The organism is Wohlfahrtiimonas sp. G9077 (assembly GCF_002252155.1).
In the GTDB taxonomy this organism is placed as follows: Bacteria; Pseudomonadota; Gammaproteobacteria; order Cardiobacteriales; family Wohlfahrtiimonadaceae; genus Wohlfahrtiimonas.
Window position 1 is genome coordinate 167,908 of record NZ_NEFD01000001.1, and the last position, 20,302, is coordinate 188,209.

14 protein-coding genes and 1 riboswitch are annotated in these 20,302 nt (G+C 45.4%); of the genes, 8 read left to right on the forward strand and 6 right to left on the reverse strand.

Annotated features, from left to right (window positions below; translation table 11 throughout):
- Window positions 1-6 precede the first annotated feature (6 nt).
- The 7 genes from B9T20_RS00810 to B9T20_RS10270 all read left to right on the forward strand — a co-directional run bounded on the left by B9T20_RS00810 (window position 7) and on the right by B9T20_RS10270 (window position 11,949).
- On the forward strand, window positions 7-2,016 hold the full coding sequence (locus tag B9T20_RS00810; protein ID WP_233491468.1) for a DUF3488 and transglutaminase-like domain-containing protein: 2,010 nt from the start codon (window positions 7-9) through the stop codon (window positions 2,014-2,016).
- On the forward strand, window positions 1,994-2,218 hold the full coding sequence (locus tag B9T20_RS00815) for a SlyX family protein (protein WP_233491470.1): 225 nt from the start codon (window positions 1,994-1,996) through the stop codon (window positions 2,216-2,218). The genes B9T20_RS00810 and B9T20_RS00815 overlap by 23 nt, the downstream gene beginning before the upstream one ends.
- Window positions 2,219-2,366: 148 nt before the next feature.
- Window positions 2,367-5,432, forward strand: coding sequence for a formate dehydrogenase-N subunit alpha (fdnG, locus tag B9T20_RS00825; RefSeq protein WP_148138444.1), 3,066 nt, complete (start codon window positions 2,367-2,369; stop codon window positions 5,430-5,432).
- Window positions 5,432-6,370: a formate dehydrogenase subunit beta gene (gene fdxH / locus B9T20_RS00830; protein ID WP_008314713.1), complete on the forward strand. Its 939-nt coding sequence runs from the start codon at window positions 5,432-5,434 to the stop codon at window positions 6,368-6,370. The genes fdnG and fdxH overlap by 1 nt, the downstream gene beginning before the upstream one ends.
- Window positions 6,367-7,032, forward strand: coding sequence for a formate dehydrogenase subunit gamma (locus tag B9T20_RS00835; RefSeq protein ID WP_094489372.1), 666 nt, complete (start codon window positions 6,367-6,369; stop codon window positions 7,030-7,032). The genes fdxH and B9T20_RS00835 overlap by 4 nt, the downstream gene beginning before the upstream one ends.
- A gap of 65 nt (window positions 7,033-7,097) precedes the next feature.
- On the forward strand, window positions 7,098-7,973 hold the full coding sequence (locus B9T20_RS00840) for a formate dehydrogenase accessory protein FdhE (RefSeq protein ID WP_094489373.1): 876 nt from the start codon (window positions 7,098-7,100) through the stop codon (window positions 7,971-7,973).
- Window positions 7,974-8,133: 160 nt separating this feature from the next.
- Window positions 8,134-11,949, forward strand: a complete 3,816-nt coding sequence (locus tag B9T20_RS10270) for an autotransporter outer membrane beta-barrel domain-containing protein (RefSeq protein WP_094489374.1) — start codon at window positions 8,134-8,136, stop codon at window positions 11,947-11,949.
- Window positions 11,950-11,996: 47 nt separating this feature from the next.
- Here B9T20_RS10270 and B9T20_RS00850 read toward each other — a convergent pair whose 3' ends face one another.
- From B9T20_RS00850 to B9T20_RS00875, 6 genes are all read right to left on the reverse strand, one after another.
- The gene (locus tag B9T20_RS00850; RefSeq protein WP_094489375.1) at window positions 11,997-13,379 is read right to left on the reverse strand and encodes an NAD(P)-binding domain-containing protein; all 1,383 of its coding nucleotides are present in this window, start codon (window positions 13,377-13,379) and stop codon (window positions 11,997-11,999) included.
- 269 nt (window positions 13,380-13,648) lie between these two features.
- Window positions 13,649-15,784: a TonB-dependent siderophore receptor gene (locus tag B9T20_RS00855; protein WP_094489376.1), complete on the reverse strand. Its 2,136-nt coding sequence runs from the start codon at window positions 15,782-15,784 to the stop codon at window positions 13,649-13,651.
- Window positions 15,785-15,835: 51 nt separating this feature from the next.
- Window positions 15,836-16,654: a class I SAM-dependent methyltransferase gene (locus tag B9T20_RS00860; protein WP_094489377.1), complete on the reverse strand. Its 819-nt coding sequence runs from the start codon at window positions 16,652-16,654 to the stop codon at window positions 15,836-15,838.
- 13 nt (window positions 16,655-16,667) lie between these two features.
- Window positions 16,668-17,423, reverse strand: a complete 756-nt coding sequence (locus B9T20_RS00865; protein ID WP_094489378.1) for an ABC transporter ATP-binding protein — start codon at window positions 17,421-17,423, stop codon at window positions 16,668-16,670.
- Window positions 17,420-18,406, reverse strand: coding sequence for an iron ABC transporter permease (locus B9T20_RS00870; protein ID WP_094489379.1), 987 nt, complete (start codon window positions 18,404-18,406; stop codon window positions 17,420-17,422). Before B9T20_RS00870 ends, B9T20_RS00865 begins: the two co-directional genes overlap by 4 nt.
- Window positions 18,399-19,451 carry an iron ABC transporter substrate-binding protein gene (locus B9T20_RS00875; protein WP_094489380.1) on the reverse strand — a complete coding sequence of 351 codons (1,053 nt, stop codon included), beginning with the start codon at window positions 19,449-19,451 and terminating at the stop codon, window positions 18,399-18,401. Before B9T20_RS00875 ends, B9T20_RS00870 begins: the two co-directional genes overlap by 8 nt.
- A gap of 115 nt (window positions 19,452-19,566) precedes the next feature.
- A riboswitch (PreQ1 riboswitch) is annotated at window positions 19,567-19,611 on the forward strand.
- A gap of 6 nt (window positions 19,612-19,617) precedes the next feature.
- Here B9T20_RS00875 and B9T20_RS00880 point away from each other — a divergent pair.
- A complete protein-coding gene (locus B9T20_RS00880; protein WP_094489381.1) occupies window positions 19,618-20,292 on the forward strand; it encodes a 7-cyano-7-deazaguanine/7-aminomethyl-7-deazaguanine transporter in 675 nt (224 codons plus the stop codon).
- Window positions 20,293-20,302: the final 10 nt, after the last annotated feature.

The window sequence follows — 20,302 nt, forward strand, 5'->3', positions numbered from 1 at the left end:
GGCAGCATGAAGATGGATCTCCCCCGCAGTTCAGTGCTTTGGTTTGGCGCGGCGTTTGTGTTAACGCTGCTGCCGCAATTGTGGCTCTTTTTACCCATTTGGGTGGCGCTCATGTTTGTGGGTTGCTTTGTGTGGCGCCTGCGCATTTATCGCATGAAGATGGGCTTTCCCTCAAGCATTGTTAAAGTTGGGATGATTGGCGCAGTGGTGGGAATTTTATCTGCCACACAGGGTAATTTTCTTAATACAACCGGATGCAGCATCTTATTGATGGCAATCTATGCCCTTAAGTTTGTGGAAGCAAAAACGGTGCGCGATGGTTACATTTTGAGCGCCGTGGGTTTGGTGGGGTTGTCGACTCTTTATTTATTTGATCGCAGCATCGGGATGTTTCTCTATTCGGTGTTGATTTTTGCACTGATCATGACAGGCATGCTCAGTTTGCAACAAGTGGGTTATGGCCGTGTTAATCATCGTGCCCAATTTGTCACAGCGTTACAGTTAATGGCGATCTCCTTGCCATTGATGATTGTGCTGTTTTTGATCTTCCCGCGCTTTCCATCTCTATTGCCAGGGCGCGGACAAATGACTGAAGTGGCCAAAACTGGCGTTTCAAACAGCATGACGCCCGGCAGCATTGCCGAACTTGCCAGCAGTGATCAACACATGTTTTGGGCAGAGTTTGAGCACGCTGTGCCGCCCATTGGCGCGCTCTATTGGCGAAGCTTAACTTTGGATCATTTTGATGGCAAAACATGGCATGCAACCAATGCAGCACGCGCATTGCCAGAGGCGAGTTATCGTCTGCCAAAGGCCACAAAAGGGCAGAATTATCAAGTCATCATGGCGCCCACTCAGCAGCATTATCTGGCCACTTTAGATCTTACGGTGATGGATCCTGATCCCGGTATTGTCCCGATGCCTGATTTTAGTCATCAAACCCAAATCGACATTGAGCGCAATCTGCAATACAGCGGCACTTATTATGCCAATGCTCAGTTGCAAAATGGGCACAATGTGACAGAGATCCAAAAAGCAGGGTACACACAATTGACGCTTGATAATCCATATACGGCAGCGTTGGCCGATCGTTTATGGTTAGAGAGTCAAAACCCAACGCAATATGTGCAAAAGATTTTGCAACATTTTCGTCAGGACTATGTGTATACCTTAACGCCCGGCTTGCTCACCAGTGACAATCCCATTGATGAGTTTATGTTTGACACCAAAGCTGGCTTTTGTGAGCATTATGCGGGAGCCACAGCATGGATGCTGCGCCGTGTGGGCATTCCAAGTCGTGTGGTGGTGGGTTACTTAGGCGGTGATATTAAAGCTGCCGAGCGCCGCGTTGCCGTCAGAGGGCAAGAAGCCCATGCATGGGTGGAATATTGGGATCAAAATCAGTGGGTGCGCCTTGATCCCACAGCGGCTGTGGCACCTAATCGCATGGTGCTTGGCATCAATGATCTATTGCAACAGTTGACGGGGGAAACATCATTCAATGGTGCGGATCAAAGTTGGCTAGACACTTTAAAAAATTGGCAAGAGGATTTGGATTATCGCTGGACTCGATTTGTGCTTGGTTATCAAAATCATGGCCAGCAATCGCTATTGGCTGCGCTTTTTAATCTTCAAGGCGTCTCCACAGGTTTATTATTAAAACTGACGTTTGTGGGCGTGATGTTGATTTTGGGGCTCTTGGTGCTGTGGGTGATGAAGCCGTGGCGTCTTTTAAAACGCACAGTCAGCGATGAATATCAGCGATTATTAATGTTGAGCAATGGGCGATTTAGGCTCAATTTACCAGAAGGCACGTCGATCGATGAGCTCAAACAAGCGTTGATGCCTTATCTTTCGGGCGAGGAGCAAAAAAGTTTAGAAAAGATGCAACAAATGATGGTGAGCTATTTTTATGCGCCGCATAAAGGTGTACAATCAACCGCTTTGGTGAAGAAAACGATTTTAGCCATGCAGAAAATTGTGAAGGGTAACAATGGCACACGACGAAATGGATGACTTACGCGCCCGCGTAGATGAGTTAGAGCAGCGCGAGGCGTTTCACGAACTCACGATTGAGACATTGAATCAATGTCTGATTGACCAACAGCGTCAAATCGAAGATTTGCACAATCAGTTGGTCAAATTATCTTCTAAATTAGCAGAGAAGACAGAAGACTCACAGATTTCGCTTTTAAATGAGCGTCCCCCACATTATTAAGGGGGCACCGCCCATTCTGGCCGTTTGCGACTGTGAATAAAAAGTATATAATGAACAACTCGTTTTAAAATTTTTTAAAGACTGTGAACAGACGTTTAGAGTTTTTAAAAAGTGTTGTTAGGTGTGTTTTAAATTTAAGAGGTAATTTATGGAAGTTTCTAGACGACAGTTTTTCAAACTGTCCGCTGGAGCTGTCGGAGGAACTGGTTTGGCGTTAATGGGTATGGCGCCAAGCATAGCTCACGCGGAAGTTCGCCAGTATAAATTATTGCGCGCAAAAGAAGTGCGCAATACATGTACATACTGTTCGGTAGGGTGCGGATTGTTGATGTATAGTTTAGGTGATGGCGCTTATAATGCGAAAGCAAGCTTGATCCATGTGGAAGGGGATCCGGATCATCCAGTGAGCCGCGGGGCATTATGTCCTAAGGGAGCGGGTTTACTAGATTACGTGAAAAGCCCGAACCGCTTGAAGTATCCTGAAGTTCGTCGTCCGAATTCTGATAAGTGGGAGCGCATCAGTTGGGATCAGGCGTACAAAGAGATCGCCGCACACATTAAAGAAGACCGTGATGCCAATATGGTGGTGCACAACGAACAAGGCGTGCGTGTCAACCGTTGGACAACTGCGGGCTTTTTAGCAGCGTCAGGTGCGAGTAACGAAGCCGGTCATTTGACGGGTAAGTTTGTTCGTTCACTTGGAATGGTGGCCATAGATAATCAGGCTCGGGTCTGACATGGACCTACGGTAGCAAGTCTTGCTCCATCATTCGGCCGCGGGGCCATGACCAACCACTGGGTTGACATCAGAAATGCCGACGTTGTAATTGTAATGGGTGGGAATGCCGCAGAAGCGCATCCTGTTGGTTTTCGTTGGGTTGTAGAAGCAAAACAAAGACGTGGTGCCACATTTGTGGTGGTTGATCCTCGTTTTAACCGCTCTGCATCCGTTGCTGATTTTTATGCACCGATTCGTTCAGGGACAGACATTGCGTTCCTAGGTGGTGTGATCAATTGGCTCATCGCAAATGGCAAAATAAACTGGGATTATGTAAAAAATTACACCAATGCGACGTTTATTGTCCATGATGACTTTGATTTCAATGAGGGATTATTCTCTGGTTGGGATGAAGAGAAAAACGCGTACACAGATAAATCCTCTTGGAACTACAAGATGGATGAAAATGGCGATGCCGTTGTCGATCCGACAATGGAGGATCCGCGCTGTGTGTTTAATATGATGAAAAAACATTATGCATCATATACACCTGAGTTGGTGAGCACCATCACAGGGACGCCGGTTGAAGAATTTTTAAAAGTTTGTGAAATTTTAGGCACGTGTTCTGCACACAATAAAGTGGCGACATTCTTGTACGCACTTGGTTGGACGCAACATACGATTGGTTCGCAAAACATTCGCACCATGGCGATGATCCAATTATTATTGGGTAACATCGGTATGCCAGGGGGCGGTGTGAACGCACTGCGTGGTCACTCGAACATTCAAGGTTTGACGGATTTAGGTTTGTTGTCAACGAACTTGCCAGGCTATATGCCATTGCCAAGTGAAAAACAGACAACGATTGACACCTATTTGTCACAAGTGACGCCAAAAGCAACACGACCTGATCAGTTCAACTATTGGGGCAACACGCCGAAGTTCTTCGTCAGTATGATGAAAACATTTTGGGGTGATAAAGCCACCAAAGAGAACGGCTGGGGCTTTGATTGGTTGCCTAAATGGGATCAAATGTACGATGTATTGCGCGTATTTGAGTTGATGAAACAAGGGAAAATGAATGGCTATTTCTGCCAAGGCTTTAACCCTGTGGCATCATTCCCAAATAAGAACAAAACCATCGCAGCCTTATCTAAATTGAAATATTTAGTGGTGATGGATCCATTGGTGACAGAAACCTCCACTTTCTGGAAAAACTATGGCGAGTCAAACGATGTGGATCCAAGTCAAATTGGCACTACAGTTTATCGTTTACCCACCACATGTTTTGCGGAAGAAGATGGTGCGGTTGTGAACTCCGGTCGCTGGTTACAGTGGCACTGGAAAGCAGCCGATGCACCGGGAGAAGCATTGCCAGATGCGAATATTTTGTCAGGCATTTTATATGAAGTGCGCCGACTCTATAAAGAGCATGGTGGTGTGAACCCTGAACCATTGATGAATATTTCTTGGAAATATGACATTCCAACTGCGCCTCATCCTGATGAATTGGCCAAAGAGCTCAATGGTTATGCATTGGCAGACATCAAAGATGCCGATGGCAATGTGATTTTGAAAAAAGGTCAATTGTTATCAAGTTTTGCGCAATTGCGTGATGATGGGACAACCGCATCAGGCTGCTGGATTTACGCAGGATCATGGACAGAAGCGGGCAACCAAATGGCCAACCGTGACAACAGCGATCCATCGGGCTTAGGTAATACTTTAGGTTGGGCGTGGGCATGGCCTGCAAACCGCCGCATTATCTATAACCGTGCATCGGCTGACCGTGATGGTAAGGCGTGGGATAAAGAGCGTGCGCTCATTTTCTGGAATGGTAAAAAATGGACCGGTTACGATGTCCCTGACTTCAAAGCAGATGAGCCACCTGGCAGTGCGATGAATCCATACATCATGAACCCTGAAGGTGTGAGCCGTTTATATGCGATCGATAAGATGGCAGAAGGCCCATTCCCAGCCCATTATGAACCCATGGAATCGCCAATTGGTGTGAACTTAATGTATCCAAAAGTACTGAACAACCCTGCGGTGCGCATCTTTGAAGATGACCGTAAAGAGTTAGGTACCATGGAAGAGTATCCATACGTGGGTACCACATACCGTTTGACGGAGCATTTCCACTATTGGACAAAACATGCATTATTGAATGCGATTGCGCAGCCTGAACAATTCATTGAGATGGGTGAAGCATTAGCAGCCGAGAAAGGCATTGCCAATGGTGATTGGGTGAAAGTCTGGTCTAAGCGTGGCTTCATTAAAGCGGTTGCGGTTGTGACTAAACGCATTAAGCCATTAGATGTGAATGGTAAACGCATTCATCACATCGGCATTCCGATTCACTGGGGTTATGAAGGTTTAACCAAACAAGGCTTTATCGCCAATACGTTGACGCCTTCGGTGGGTGATGCGAATACGCAAACACCTGAGTTTAAAACATTCCTAGTGAATATTGAGAAAGCAGAGGGAGGTCGATAATGTCTTTGCAGTCATTAGATATTAAGCGTTTATCCGCGACGTCCACCACGCCACCTCAAGCGCGTACACATGTGACAGAGGTGACGAAAGTCATCGATGTCTCATCGTGTATTGGTTGTAAAGCGTGTCAGGTTGCTTGTTCTGAATGGAACGATATTCGTGATAAAGTCGGTACATGTGATGGTACGTACAACAACCCACATGATTTATCCGCAGAAAGCTGGACAGTGATGCGCTTTGCAGAAGCTGAACCCGATGAAGCCGGTAAATTAGAGTGGCTCATCCGTAAAGATGGCTGTATGCACTGTGAAGATCCAGGCTGTTTAAAAGCCTGTCCTTCACCGGGCGCGATTGTGCAGTACGAAAATGGGATCGTTGATTTCCATGAAGAGAACTGTATTGGTTGTGGCTACTGCATTACAGGTTGTCCATTTAATATTCCGCGCATCAGTAAGAAAGACAATAAAGCATACAAATGTACGTTGTGTTCTGACCGTGTTGCGGTGGGTCAAGAGCCTGCATGTGTGAAAACATGTCCAACGGGTGCCATTCGTTTTGGTGAGCGTGATGCCATGCTTCACTTTGCAGAAGATCGTGTGACTGAATTAAAAGGTCGCGGCTTTGAAGATGCTGGCGTTTATAACCCGAAAGGTGTGGGCGGTACGCACGTTGTGTACGTATTACAGCACGCAGATAAACCACAGTTGTACTCAAACTTGCCAAAAGATCCTAAGATCAGTGGCTGGACTGAGTTGTGGAAAGGTTTCTTGAAACCTTTATCAACCTTTGGTATTGCCGCTTCCATTTTGTTCGGATTCTTCCATTTCATTACGATTGGCCCGAACGATGCTGACAGTAAAGATAAGGATCGCGATGTTTTAGATCCGAAGAAACTGGCCAAAGAAGCGAAAGATATCGAGAAGGAGGACAATGCATGAAACAAGAAAATCGTTTAATTCAACGTTATTCCGCCTCTGAGCGAATTAACCACTGGATCGTAGCGTTTAGCTTTATTGTGTTGGCTCTTTCAGGTTTAGCGCTCTTTTATCCATCATTCTCATGGTTTGGCCAAGTGTTTGGTACGTTGCAAACGGCGCGCATTGTGCATCCGTTTGTGGGCATCATCATGTTCGTGGGCTTTATGATTCAGTTCGTGCGTTATGCGCCACATAACATTCCAAACATGGAAGATGTGCGCTGGGCATTGTCTGTGAAAAAAGTAATCATGGGCGAAGAAGTGGGCGATGTGGGTAAATACAACGCCGGTCAAAAAGGGATGTTCTGGGCGATGACAGGCTGTTTGTTTGTGATGCTTGTCACAGGCATCATGATGTGGCAAAGTCCGTTCTTTTTTGCCGATCATTTCTCCATTGAGCTTCGTCGCATTGCCATTTTGTTGCATGCTTGGGCGGCTTTAATCTTGATTGCGTGCATCATCGTTCACGTTTATGCTGCAATCTGGATTCGTGGCACCATCCGTGCGATGACAGAAGGCGTTGTGTCCGAAAAATGGGCTCACAGCCACCATCCTGCATGGTATCGTGAAATCATGAAAAATGAGAAAATTGTTGAAGATTCTGAGAAAAAAGAGTCTAAATAACAGTGAATCATAATGTTTAAAAATAGGCGCAAGAAATTGCGCTTATTCTTTTTATAGGGAAAGAAATGAGTCAGTTTACACCGGAAAATAATGTATTAGTGGGCACGATTCCAGACATCAAACCCATTTTATTGCCAGAGGGCAATCCCTTCACATCACGCGTGATGCAATTTGAGAAGATGGAGATCAGTGCGCCTGAATCATTGCACAGCACCATCAATTTTTGGATTCATTTAACAGAAGCGGCGAAAAATGCATATGCAGATTTAGAGATGAATGCACCTGTTTTAAATGCACAGACTCCATTCTTAAAAGATGCTGAATTATTGCCATATTTCCCCAATGTGTTTAAACACATTGTGGCGGCATTGAATGCAAAAAAACTCTCTACTGAGGTCAAAGCGGTTTTAACGGCGATGGCAGATTTATCAGATGAAACATTAATTTCATATGCCAAAACTTTGCTTGGCCAAAGCAGCGATGAGATTGCCAAAGAGTATTTACCATTTTTATCCATTGCCTTAAAAGCGGTGTATGTGAAAAGTGCAACGTTGGCCACCTTACCAAAGTTAGAAGTGGAGCAAGGCTTCCATGATTGCCCAATGTGTGGTGATGCACCAATTGCCAGTGTGTTAGACCCAATGGACAATGGTTTGCGTTATTTGGTGTGCAACAACTGTGAAACGAAATGGCATAAAGTGCGTTCAACGTGTCACAGTTGCCCAAATACAGGGAAAATTGAATTATTGTCTTTAGAAGGGCAAGAGTCCCCCATGAAGGCTGAAAGCTGCCCTGAGTGTCATGCTTACATTAAACATTTAGATCGCACAAAAAATCCAATGCTTGATGTGTATGTGGAAGATCTCGCAACGCTCGCGCTAGACTTTACCTTAGCTGAAGAGAATCAGCAGCGTTTGTCCATGAATTTGTATTTGCGCTGAATCAGTTTTCTTTGAATTAACCACCGAAAGGTGGTTTTTTTATGACATGAGTCTTTATTTTTTGAATATCCTGCTGTTATCAATAACATTAATGATATTATATTTAGTATAAAGTTTTATTTAATTAATATTAATGTCCTTAATAATATAGGAGATAATCATGAACAAAATTTATCGACTCATATGGAATGAATCATTAAATGCATGGTCAGTGGCCTGTGAATTGGCCAAAGGGAAGAAAAAGTCAGCCACAGTGAGCGGTATTTTGTTGTTGAGCATGGCGATGGCTGTGGCCAATTCTCCAGCACAAGATGGCATTGATGGGAAAGCAGGTACTGATGCTCAGCCGACAAATGTATTGACCAAATCGACCTCCAATGATGAAAAGATTGTGGCAGCCACAGGTAAAAATGGCACATCAGGTACCGCAGGGCAACAGGGAAAAACAGCCACCAATCAACCCACAGATAGCGTGGCACAAGTCGGAGGTAATGGCGGTGCTGGTGGCACAGGTGGGCAAGGCGGCGCTGTTTTTGTGGGGAATAATGGTTTCACTTTAAACAATCGATCAGACATTAAAGGCGGTACCGGTGGCAATGGCGGTAATGGAGAGAACGGAGGCATTGGTGGTAATGGTATCGTATTGCCAGGTCGAGATCCTAATGTCAATGTGGGTGATTTAGCTTTAGGTGCCACAGGTGGCATCGGTGGATTAGGTGGTACCGGTGGAGCAGGTGGCAATGCCGTGGAAGGCAAGGATTTGATCATCAATAATGCTGCTGGAGCATTGATCGAAGGTGGTCAGGGTGGCATTGGTGGTGAGGCCGGTGATAGTGGTCAAGGTGGTGCCGGTGGATCTAATGTAAACATTAGTCAAGGTGCCATTGGTGCCGTTGGTGGTACAGGGGGCAATGGCGGTCAAGGTGGTGCCGGCATTATGGGTGATCAATTGACCATTCATAACTTAGGTCAAATTAAAGGTGGTCAAGGTGGCACAAGTGGTCAAGGTGGCACAGGTGGTCAAGGTGGCTTTGATGGCTCTGGCATCACTGAATCTAAAAGTGCGGATGGCGGCGCGGGAGGCAATGCCGGTACTGGTGGTCAGGGTGGCTCTGCCATTAAGGGAGACCATATTACGATTAATAATGAAAATTTAATGATCGCAGGTGATGGTGGTCGTGGTGCTGATACTCAAAGTTATGGTGGTTTAGACGGTGCAGGTGGTGCAGGTGGTGATAACCTACAAGGTGACAGTAGTGCATTTCTTGGTGGGAACGGTGGACAGGGCGGAAAGGGTGGTAGTGGTGGTCAAGGTGGCATCGCCATTGAAGTTAAGCATGGCACCATAACCAATAGTGGTGTGATCCGTGCGGGTAATGGTGGCGATGGCACTCAGGGGTATTTAGGCGGTCAGGGCGGCAATGCTTGGACGTTCAATGCTCCGGGGGGTGTAGGTGGCCAAGGCGGTGATGGTGGCAATGGTGGTGATGGTGGGATTGCCATTAAAGGCGCGGATTTAACCATTCTCAATACAGGATCCATTTATGGTGGTAATGGTGGGAAAGGTGGTGAAGGCGGTTCAGGCAATGTGGGTGGTGAGGGCAGTAGTTATGGTGCCTATGGAAAAAAAGGTGCCAATGGGGCTTCCGGCAATGCGGGCATTGCCATTGAAGGTGCTGATTTACGAATCACCAATCATGGATTAATTCAAACCGGTAGCGGCAATGATCCGACAGCCATTCGTTTTATAAAGGGCATCAATCAATTGACACTGGAGGATGGCTCAAAAATCGTTGGGGACATCGTGCTTAAAGCCACAGATCAAACCAATCAATTGACACTCGATGCACAAGCGAAAACAGCGGTGGACGGTGCTTTGAAGGCAGGCAACAACAGTCAATTGATGGTCAGTGGTGGGCAAGCGACAGGCTTTAATGAGATTACTTTAGATCAAGGTGTCAAGGTTCACTTTACAGATGTTGGTTCATTGACTGCCAATGCTATTAGCATGCAAGATGCAACTTTTTCCCTTGATTTGAAAGATTGGGATCAAACCGCGGTGACCCTTATGAAAAGTGATCAGCCCATTCATGGGGCTGCCGCTGAAGGTGAATTGATGATCTCAGGTCAAAAGGCGAATCATTATACACAAATCAGTCAAAATGATCATATTGTTCAATATTCATTGAGTTGGTATGGTTTAGGCGATCGGGCGCATGGAACTTTTGACATTGCAAAGGATGATGCATTGGCCATTAAAGTTCCGCTGAATGATCATGACTCGCTCAATCCATCATGGGATGGTCAAAGCCTAACGAAAATTGGGCAAGGCAATTTGGTCTTAATGGCACACAATGGTTATACCGGAAAAACCACCATTAATTCTGGAAAATTATCCTTAGGTGTGCATGATGCGATTGCTTCTAGTCAACATATCTTGGTGGATGAAAAAGGTGTATTGAATTTAGCCGGTAATGATCAAACCTTGCTGGCATTGGACAATCGTGGAACGATTTTACTGAATGATGATTCAGTACAAAAAGCGTTGGCCCAGAAAGTGACAGTCACAGGTGACATTGAGCACAGTGGTCATCTGATCATTGGTAATATGCAATCTGTAGTGGGTCAAACTTATACACAACAAGGCAACTGGCATGGCAATAATGGTCTAGTGACATTAGGTGTCAAAGTGGGTGGGGATGATAGCCCGAAAGATCAGTTGATCATCACTGGTAACGCCACAGGTACAACGCGCGTGGCAGTGCTCAATCGTGGCGGACAAGGTGCACAAACGGTTGAAGGCATTGAGATCATTCAAACAGGGCATTCAGATGCCAATGCGTTTGTACAAGAGGGGCGAATAGTCGCGGGTAGTTATGAATACTATTTAAAACCGGGCGCTGCAGGGCAAAATAGTAATCATTGGTACTTAACGTCTAAACAAGACGGTGGCACGATTGATCCAACACCAGATCCCACCCCTGTGCCAAAACCAACTTATCGACCGGAAGGGGGCAGCTATGCTGCAAACTTAGCAGCAGCGGGTAGCTTGTTTAACACGCGTCTAAGTGATCGCGTTGGTGAAACATGGTATACCGACCCCATTACAGGCATAATGCAACACACCACGTTATGGAGTCGCGTGTCAGGGGCGCACATGAAGGGCAGAATGTCAGATGAGCAATCGGCGCTCTCATCGGATCGTTATGTGGTGCAATTAGGCGGCGATTTGTTCAGTGGCTCATGGCAGGGGACAGATGCAGTGCGCTTTGGTTTAATGGCGGGTTATGCGCATGCAAGCAATACCAATAAAAACTCGCTGTCGCATTACCGTACAAAAGGTGAAGTCAATGGTTACAGTGCAGGGTTATATGGCACATGGTACCAAAATGCGGCATCTTCAGAAGGTTGGTATATGGATGGATGGTTGTTATACAACTGGTTCAATAATACGGTCAAAGGTGATTTATTGGATAAAGAAAAATATCACAGCAAAGGTTTAACCGCATCCCTTGAATCCGGTTATGTGTGGCAAGCTGCCCATTGGCAAAGTGCGGGTGGTGCTTCCAATGAGTTGTACGTCATTCCGCAAGCACAAGTGATTTGGTCAGGTGTGAAAAGTGACCGCCATGTGGAGCATAATGGCACAGTGGTGGAAGGTTTGGGGCATCATCATGTTTTAACGCGTTTAGGCGTGCGACTCTCTTTAAAACACGAGATGGGGGATGCACAAACCGGCATGCGACTTGAACCATTTGTCGAGGCGAACTGGTTGCATCAATCAAAAGCGGTGGGCGTTCGCATGGATCAGGTGGAAACGCGCTTAACGGGGATGAAAGACCGTGCAGAATTTAAAGCAGGCTTAGAGGCACACATTGATTCGCAATTGAGCGCGTGGGGCAATGTGTCGTATACAACAGGTGCTCAGCATCATCGGGAAACCAAAGTGATGGTTGGGTTCAATTACCGTTTTTAAGCCCATCTACAAGCACCAAGGCGCAGACATCGCCTTGGTGTTTTCATTTAAGAAACCTTCAACGATTTGTGAGGTTTAAAGTCGAGTGATAAGAAATACTCTAATGTGTCATCCTTAATCTCCAACCATGGCATGGGCAGTTGAGGCGCTAAGGTATTGGTTTGAGTGGATCGATAACAGCGTTCACGGAAACCCATGATGTCTTGCTTTTTATCGTTTTGCCACGCTTTGAGGAGCTCTGCCTGCTTTTCTACAGCAAAGTCAGGGTAATCCGTTTGGTTCACTAAATCACGGATGTACGCGGCTTGGAAATCAATCGCCGCAAAGGCAGTTGTGGCCGCTTGGCGTTTTGCTTGCCATGCATTCATATCTTGTTCGCGTGTATCGCTGTCTGGCAAGTTAAAACGGCCAATCATATAATCGCGCGCAAGCCACGCTTGGGCATCGAACATATTAAAAGTAAAGTATTGATCTTGCATGCCTAAATAGATCAATTGTGGATGCTCCTGCCAAAAAATCCCTTTGTATAATGTTTCAGGATAGAGGCAATTGCTCGCCTGTAGGCGCAAGCGATCTTCTAAAAATGGGAAATGGAATTGATAACCGGTGCACAGCAATACGGCATCAAACGCTTTGTGTGTGCCATCTTTGAAATGGGCCACATTGCCCTCAAAGTGTGTCAGTAATGGCACTTCTTCAATGCCATCTGGCCAATCAAAGCCCAATGGGCGCGAGCGATAACTGATGGTGATGCTGTTTGCGCCATATTTATAACATTGTGTGGCAATGTCTTCAGCTGAATAGCTGCTGCCCACCAATAAAATGTCGCGGCCTTCAAACTCTAAGGCATCCCTAAAATCATGGGCATGCAAAACACGACCGGGGAATTGATCTAAACCATCAAAGTAAGGCATGTTGGGCGTTGAAAAATGGCCAGTGGCCACCACAACATAATCAAACGCTTCGGTCTCTTGTTGATCGGTTTTGTGATTCATCACTGTGACGGTGAATTTTTCTGTGACATCATCAAACGTCACCCAACGCACGGGGCATTCAAAGCGAATGTACTTGCGAATGTCTTGTTTATTGATGCGCCCCATGATGTAGTCTTTTAACACTGCACGTGGAGGATAAGAGGGAATGGGTTGGCCAAAGTGCTCTTCAAATGAGTAATCTGCAAACTCTAAGCACTCTTTCGGTCCATTTGACCAAAGATAGCGATACATGCTGCCATGAACAGGTTCTCCGTGTTTGTCTAATCCTGTTCGCCATGTGTAGTTCCACATACCGCCAATATCATTTTGTTTTTCATAACATACGATTTCAGGCAGATTTTCAACCCCTTGTAATCGCGCCGCTTCAAAAGCACGTAATTGTGCTAAACCACTGGGCCCTGCGCCCAAAATTGCAATACGTTTCTTTTTATCCAAAACATACTCCTTTTTAGTTGAGGAGCGGTTACCTTATAGAATCTTACCCCATAAGTCAATAGCATAAGATTTTGTATCAATTATTAAACCAATGATATTAAATGATTTATCATTATTTTCATGCACGAAAACAAAGATGGATCAAATTATGATTTTTATCTTAAATTCCCATTAAATTGAAATGAAATTTCATAAGATTGAGTAAATTGCTGAAAAATAAAAAAATCCCGCCAAAACAGCGGGATATGTTCTGATTTATATAACGATGATTAATAAAAATCAATGCGCATGTTTGCGTAGAATGAGCGCCCTTCAGATGGGAAAGATGCGTTATAGGCTGCATAATCTTTGTTAAAGATATTATCAACGCCTGCATTAAAGCTGACGCCTTTCCATTGTGGCGGTGTCACACTGATTTTAAGGTTATATACTTGATAGCCTTTATTTTTCTCATTGCTATGAGTAAATGCATAACTGCTGCTGCGAGCGGTCATAGATGGGGTGATTTCAAACCAATCCATAGGTTTAAATGTGGCATAGAGATAGCCAAAATGCTTTGGTGTATCGGTGACATGCTCATTAGAATCCTTATTCTTCATGTCTAAATAGGTATAACCACCACCTAAACGCACATAACGATTGATGTCATAATCTAATCCAAGTTCTAACCCTTTGCGTTCCACTTTACCAGATAAGTTGATGGTTTGATTCACAATGTAACCTGGGAAACGATGAAGGTTATTTTCTTCGCGAGCAATGACATTTTTAGATTGGCTGTAAAAGAGCGTTGCATCTAGGTGTAAACCCTCTACCGGCATGCCGCTATAGCCTAAGTCAATGTTGATGGCACTTTCTGGTTTTAAACCAGGATTTTGTAGCGCAATGATGGGCGTTTTATCATAAACAGGGCATAAGCGCTTATCAGATTTGAATTTTTTGTCTTTACAATTGACAGCATTATCACCATAGTTTGAATAGACTTCTTTAAAACTTGGGAAACGAGTCTTTTTACCCGCAGTGATGCGAAATGTATCTGTTTCTGAAGGCTTATAAAAAAGTGCCGCTTGAAAATCTGTGGCATCCATAGATGGCGCTAATAAAGCGCGTGCAGCAGGATACTGATTGATGAGCGCTTGTGTATTGGCCCCAATGCCATTGGCCTCTGCTTTACGTTTGGTATAGATTGCCCCAACTTGTGCTTCCCATTGATCATTAAAGGTGATGGTGTCCTCTAAAGCGATGGAATAGAACTTTTGTGTGGCTTTTGTCTCGTCTTGAGTCATTTTTTTGAGGTCTTGATCAATGCCTTTATGAGTTTCACGTTTATAGCTCAGCATCAATTTAATAAGATGATTTTGGACAGCCGTTGTGCCAATTTCTACCGAAGCGCCCAATGCCTTGTCATCATAATGACTGGCTTGATTGGGTCTAAAGTTTAAGAGCGTATTTTTAAAGCCATCATGATAAATGCGTGGTTTAATGTAAACTTGATCATCAAAAAGCCATGTTTGGGAAACAAAGGAAACGGTTTCACGATCCCATTTTGGCCAAATCCACTCTGTGGGGATGATGCCATTGCCGGTGCCTGGATATTTTTTTGCCTCTTGTTTGGAATAGCTTAAAACATATTCATCGGTGGCATTTGGTGTCCAGCCCACTTTAATGTTCGCGCGGCGATCTTTGGTGTGATAAAGATATTTATCGCTGTCAACCATGCGTTTTGCTGCATCTTCGCCCTTAAAGTTTTCTGCAAGGCGACTGTATTTACGGGTGCGTTCAGATGCGCCCACTTGTAGATACCAATGTTCTTGGAGTGTGCCAACGTTTGCGCTGATCTCTTTAACATCGCCTGTCGCTGTGCCAACGGTGCCTGAAAAATCAAAAGCAGAACGTGGTTTTAATGTCACGATGTTAATCGCACCGCCCATAGTGTTGTGACCATACATCACAGAGCTATAGCCTTTTGCCACTTGAATGGAGGAGACATCGGCCGTGGTAAATCGACTCATGTCTGAATAACCATCGTATGGAATGTAAACAGGAATGCCATCAACAAAAATGGGTACATAGCGTAAACTGTAGCCTCGAATGGAGACACTTGGCTCAAAGCGACGGGCAGAGCGGCCGCCGGCTGCACCAATTGGTGAATCATAGAAAACACCCGGTGTATATTGCAGGGCTTGTCCTAAATCTTTTGCCTCTAAAAGCTCAATGGTTTCGCGGTCAATGAAGGATTCAGAGGATTCTGCTGTGGTGATGGCATCTGCGGTCACCACAACAGTGCCTAAGGTGAAAATATTACTATTTTCGGCCTTGTTTTCATCTGCCATTGCCATGCCAGATGTGCATAAAATCACGGCAGCGGCGATTTTTGTTAACGTAAAACGGGGGGATGGATATTGCATATACTCTCCTAAAAATGCAATCAAAATAGAGGTTCAACTCGCAACTAAAAATTACGATGTTCTCCATGATAAAAATGCCCAGGGACGCTGCATTGGCTTCACTGTTGGCAGTTTGCTTTGGTGGTTGTGATAATAATGGATGAGGCGATCGCGCTCTTCTTCAGTCAAGGCACCAATTGACCACTTAACAGAGCGCACAAATTCCTCTGCCGTTTGCGTCAATAATTTTTGCGCACAATGGTTGGCTTCAATGAAATCCACGCTCACGCGATAACCTTGTTGATAGAGTAAATTCATGGCGTAAATGTACGTCGGAAAGCCAATGTCATCGCGACCAATGGCTTTGAGGATGTCGCGTTGAATGAAATCTTTATCCACCGTCATGCTCATGTAAACGGCTTTTTTGGCTTTGGCATTGAGCTTAGCCAGTGCATCTTCAATGTCAGCCACCATCGATGAGCGAGAAGAGACGCAAATGTCACAGTCAGGGACATCGTGCCAATCATCTTCCCAAGATTTGAGAATGGTTTGATAATTATTGATTTTTTGTTCTGCGGCGCGCTCTGCCACCACCTCAAGCATTTTTGGACTGTAATCAAGCTCATAGACTTTCTCTAAGCCTGAAGCAACGGCAAGGCCAATGGTGCCACCGCCGCAGCCCACATCTAAAAGAGTCGCCGCATCGGTTAAATCCATGCGCGAGACAAAGGCTTGAATGTATTGATCATTCGTGCAGCCTGTGCCTGAACGCATGTTATCCGCTTTTTTATCCCAATCGGCAGACGTTTTCGGTTGACGCAATGCTTGTGCAGCATGATTGCGATAAAGTTTTGCAAAATCAATGTCATAAATGGTGGTGAGATCAGACATGAAAAATCCTTCATTAAAACATATGGTTGAGATGTTTGTGGATAGTATCCATCGGTAGGTCATACAATGTGGCAAGGTGCGAGGCTGTTAAACAATCTTGCGGCGTACCTTCTTGAATGATTTTGCCTTGATGAAAAAGCACCACATGATCGCTGATGTGGGCGGCATGTTCTGGCTGATGGGTGGTGAGTAAAATGCTCATCCCTTCAGCTTTTAAGGTTTCAATGTGGTTGAGCACTTTTAACTGATTGCCAAAATCTAAACTTGCCGTGGGTTCATCCATGATGAGGATGGCAGGCTTTTGTGCCAGCGCCCGTGCGATCAGCACCAATTGACGTTGTCCGCCACTGAGTTCTGTATAGGCTTGCGCTCGTAAATGGCTGAGGTTGAGTCGCTCAAGGCAGTCATGTGCGATGGCAAGGTCAGCCGCTTTTGGCGTTGCATGCCATGAAATGTGTGCTGTTCGTCCCATTAATACCACTTCTTCCACGGTAAATGGAAAAACGTGGTGATGCGCTTGCGGCACATAAGCCATTAAGCGTGATAAAGCCGCATGTGAATAGGTGGTAATGGGCTTTTGATTGATCAAAACAGTGCCATCAATGGCGGGCAATGTGCCCAAAATGGTTTTGAGTAGGGTGGTTTTACCGCAGCCATTGCCACCAAGCAAACATGTCACCGCTTGACTTGGTAAGGCTAAATTTAAATCAGCCGCAATCACCTTTTTGCCATAGCCAATGGTTAAGTGCTCAAGCACGATATCCGTCATCGCTGACCACCTTTAATGAGTAAGCCCATAAAAAATGGCGCGCCCACAAAGGCTGTGATGATGCTGATTGGCATCTCGATGGGAAAAAGGGTGCGGGCGATGGTGTCTGTGAGGAGTAAAAATGCTGCGCCTAAAAAAAGTGTAGTGGGCAGTAATTGACGAAAATCAGGCCCGATCCACAAACGGGTGATGTGTGGCACGACTAAACCAATCCAACCAATGATGCCTGCCATTGAGACAGCCGCAGAGGTCATCAATGTCGCCGCGAGAATGAAGATGATGCGTAAACGTATGATATTGACGCCAAGGGCTTTGGCCTCTTCATCCTCAAGGCTCAGTAAATTCATGCGCCAGCGCAAGAGATAAAGCGGAATGAGCCCAATGAGAATCAAAGGGACAATGATGGCAAGGTCTTCTAACGTTGCCATGGTGAGCGAGCCCATCATCCAAAAGGTCATGGTGGTCAATTGACTGTAGGGATCGGCTAGGAGTTTAAAGAGAGAGATCAATGCACCGAGCAAAGATGCCACAGCAATGCCAGAGAGCACAAGTGCTAAGGTGGGATCTAAACGGCGCACCCAACGGGAAATCAAATAGACTAATGAAACAGTGAGTAATCCACCCATAAAGGCGAATATTTGGATGCCCGCCATCGAATGTTCTAAAAAAATGGCCATCACGGCGCCTAAGCCAGAACCCACAGAAACGCCTAAAATGTCTGGGGACACCAACGGGTTTTTAAACATGCCTTGGTACGTTGCGCCTGCAACAGATAAAGCAGCACCGACACAAATGGCGGCTAAAATGCGTGGCCAGCGGATGTGCCAGAGGACAAATTCTGCATCTGTGGCTTCTGAGTTTGTCCATAAGCCTATGAAAGCTTGCCATAATTCAGACAATGAGAGCGGCACTTTGCCCACAAGCATGGCAAGGATCATCAGCATAACCAACAAAGTTGGCGCAATGAACAATCGTTTACGCATGCAGATCTCCAGAGAGCATGCTCAATGCCTCATCTGTCAGATCATATTGATAAAAGTGTTTAAAGTAACCGGTGATCCATTCTGCATATTCATCATAAGGCATGAGCTCAGGATAGAGAACGCGGCTTAGCCAAATGGTGCCAAGCAATCGATTAGTGCTCGGTGGGCGATCAAGCCAGCCATAAGGCAGCGTTGGGGCTAAATAAACGCGGCGATTTTTAACCGCATTGAGGCGTTGCCAAAGGGGTAAAGTATAAATTTTAGCATGAAATTCTGGGTCCATGGTGATGATGACATCGGGCTGCCATTGCATCAATTGCTCCATGGAAACACGTGCAATGATCTCATCACCAGCCGCCGCTGCCACATTATGCGCGCCCACCCAATCGAGCACTTCTGTATGAATCGAACCGCCTAAGCCTGTTTCTAAACCATCCGCACCACGGGCAGAATAGACTTTCATTTCAGGCAATTGGGAAGATTTGGCGAGTAAATGTGTGCGATCAAGCATTTGAGTGGCATAATTGGCCAAGTGATCACCGCGTTCGCTGACACCTAAAAGATCACCCAAAGTTGAGAGCTGCTCAGGACTGTCTTTAAGCGTACCATCCATCAATACGTAAGGTACTTTGGTTTGTTGATGCACACGCTCGGCGGTTGTGACGTAGGTGGCGCTGATGCTGCCAATGTCCACAATGATGTCAGGCTTGAGTGCAATGATGTTTTCAAATGATAAAGTGGAGCCTTTGCCGGCTAAGCGCCCTGTTAAAGGTAAATCACGAAACTTTGGGCTGAAAAAAGGTTGCTGCATTTTTGACAATGGGCGCGTTGAGAGTCCCAATAATTTTTCGGGGGCTAAACTCATCAATAAGACATCGGCAACAGGACCTGCGCTTAAAATGCGTTGCACACTGTCTGCTTTAGGCAATGCACCAAAGCTCTGTAGCAATGATGTCTCACGGGATTTAGCCCACACAAGGGCAGGGCAATGAGCCATTAACGCGGTGGCGAGAATGGATTTTAAAAAGGATCGACGAGTGTGCATATCCGCCTTTGATGCGCTGCAAAAGAGAAGCGCTCAGCTTAAATTAACCGATATATATTGTCAAATATAGCGAAAAAGTCGCCTTGCCATTTCGATAATATCGGCTACAATGGCACGCTTCGTGGTTCGCAAACCTCCCACGCAAAAAAACTAAGGAATTTATTGTATGTATGCATTTACGCCTGAACAGCGCCGCCGTGCGTTGTATCAATTGTCATTTTTTCACATTTTAATCATTGCATCGAGCAACTATTTGGTGCAATTGCCCTTTACCATTTTTGGTTTTCACACCACATGGGGCGCATTTACTTTTCCATTCATCTTTTTAACCACGGATTTGACGATTCGCATTTTTGGGGCATCGTTGGCGCGGCGCATTATTTTTGTGGTGATGATGCCGGCATTATTGATCTCATATGTGTTATCGGTGGTCTTCTTTAAAGGGCAATGGCTTGGACTTGGAGAGTTAAGTCAATTTAACCTCTTTGTGGCGCGCATTGCGCTGGCCAGTTTTTCTGCCTATTTGGTGGGGCAATTGATGGACATCAGTGTCTTTAGTTATTTGCGCCGTAATCAACGCTGGTGGGTGGCACCAAGTGCGGCAGCTGTCGTGGGTAATATGATTGATACCTTGGTGTTTTTCAGCGTTGCCTTTTATCAAAGTGATGATCCCTTTATGGCGGCCAATTGGATGGAGATTGCGTGGGTGGATTATGGCTTTAAGATTGTCATTTGTGCGCTATTTTTCTTGCCATTGTATGGCATTTTGCTCAATTACTTATTGAAAAAGATGTCTGCGGCGCAGCGTTTAGAAAATCCTAAGGATTATAGAATCCTTTAATCTTGCTTGG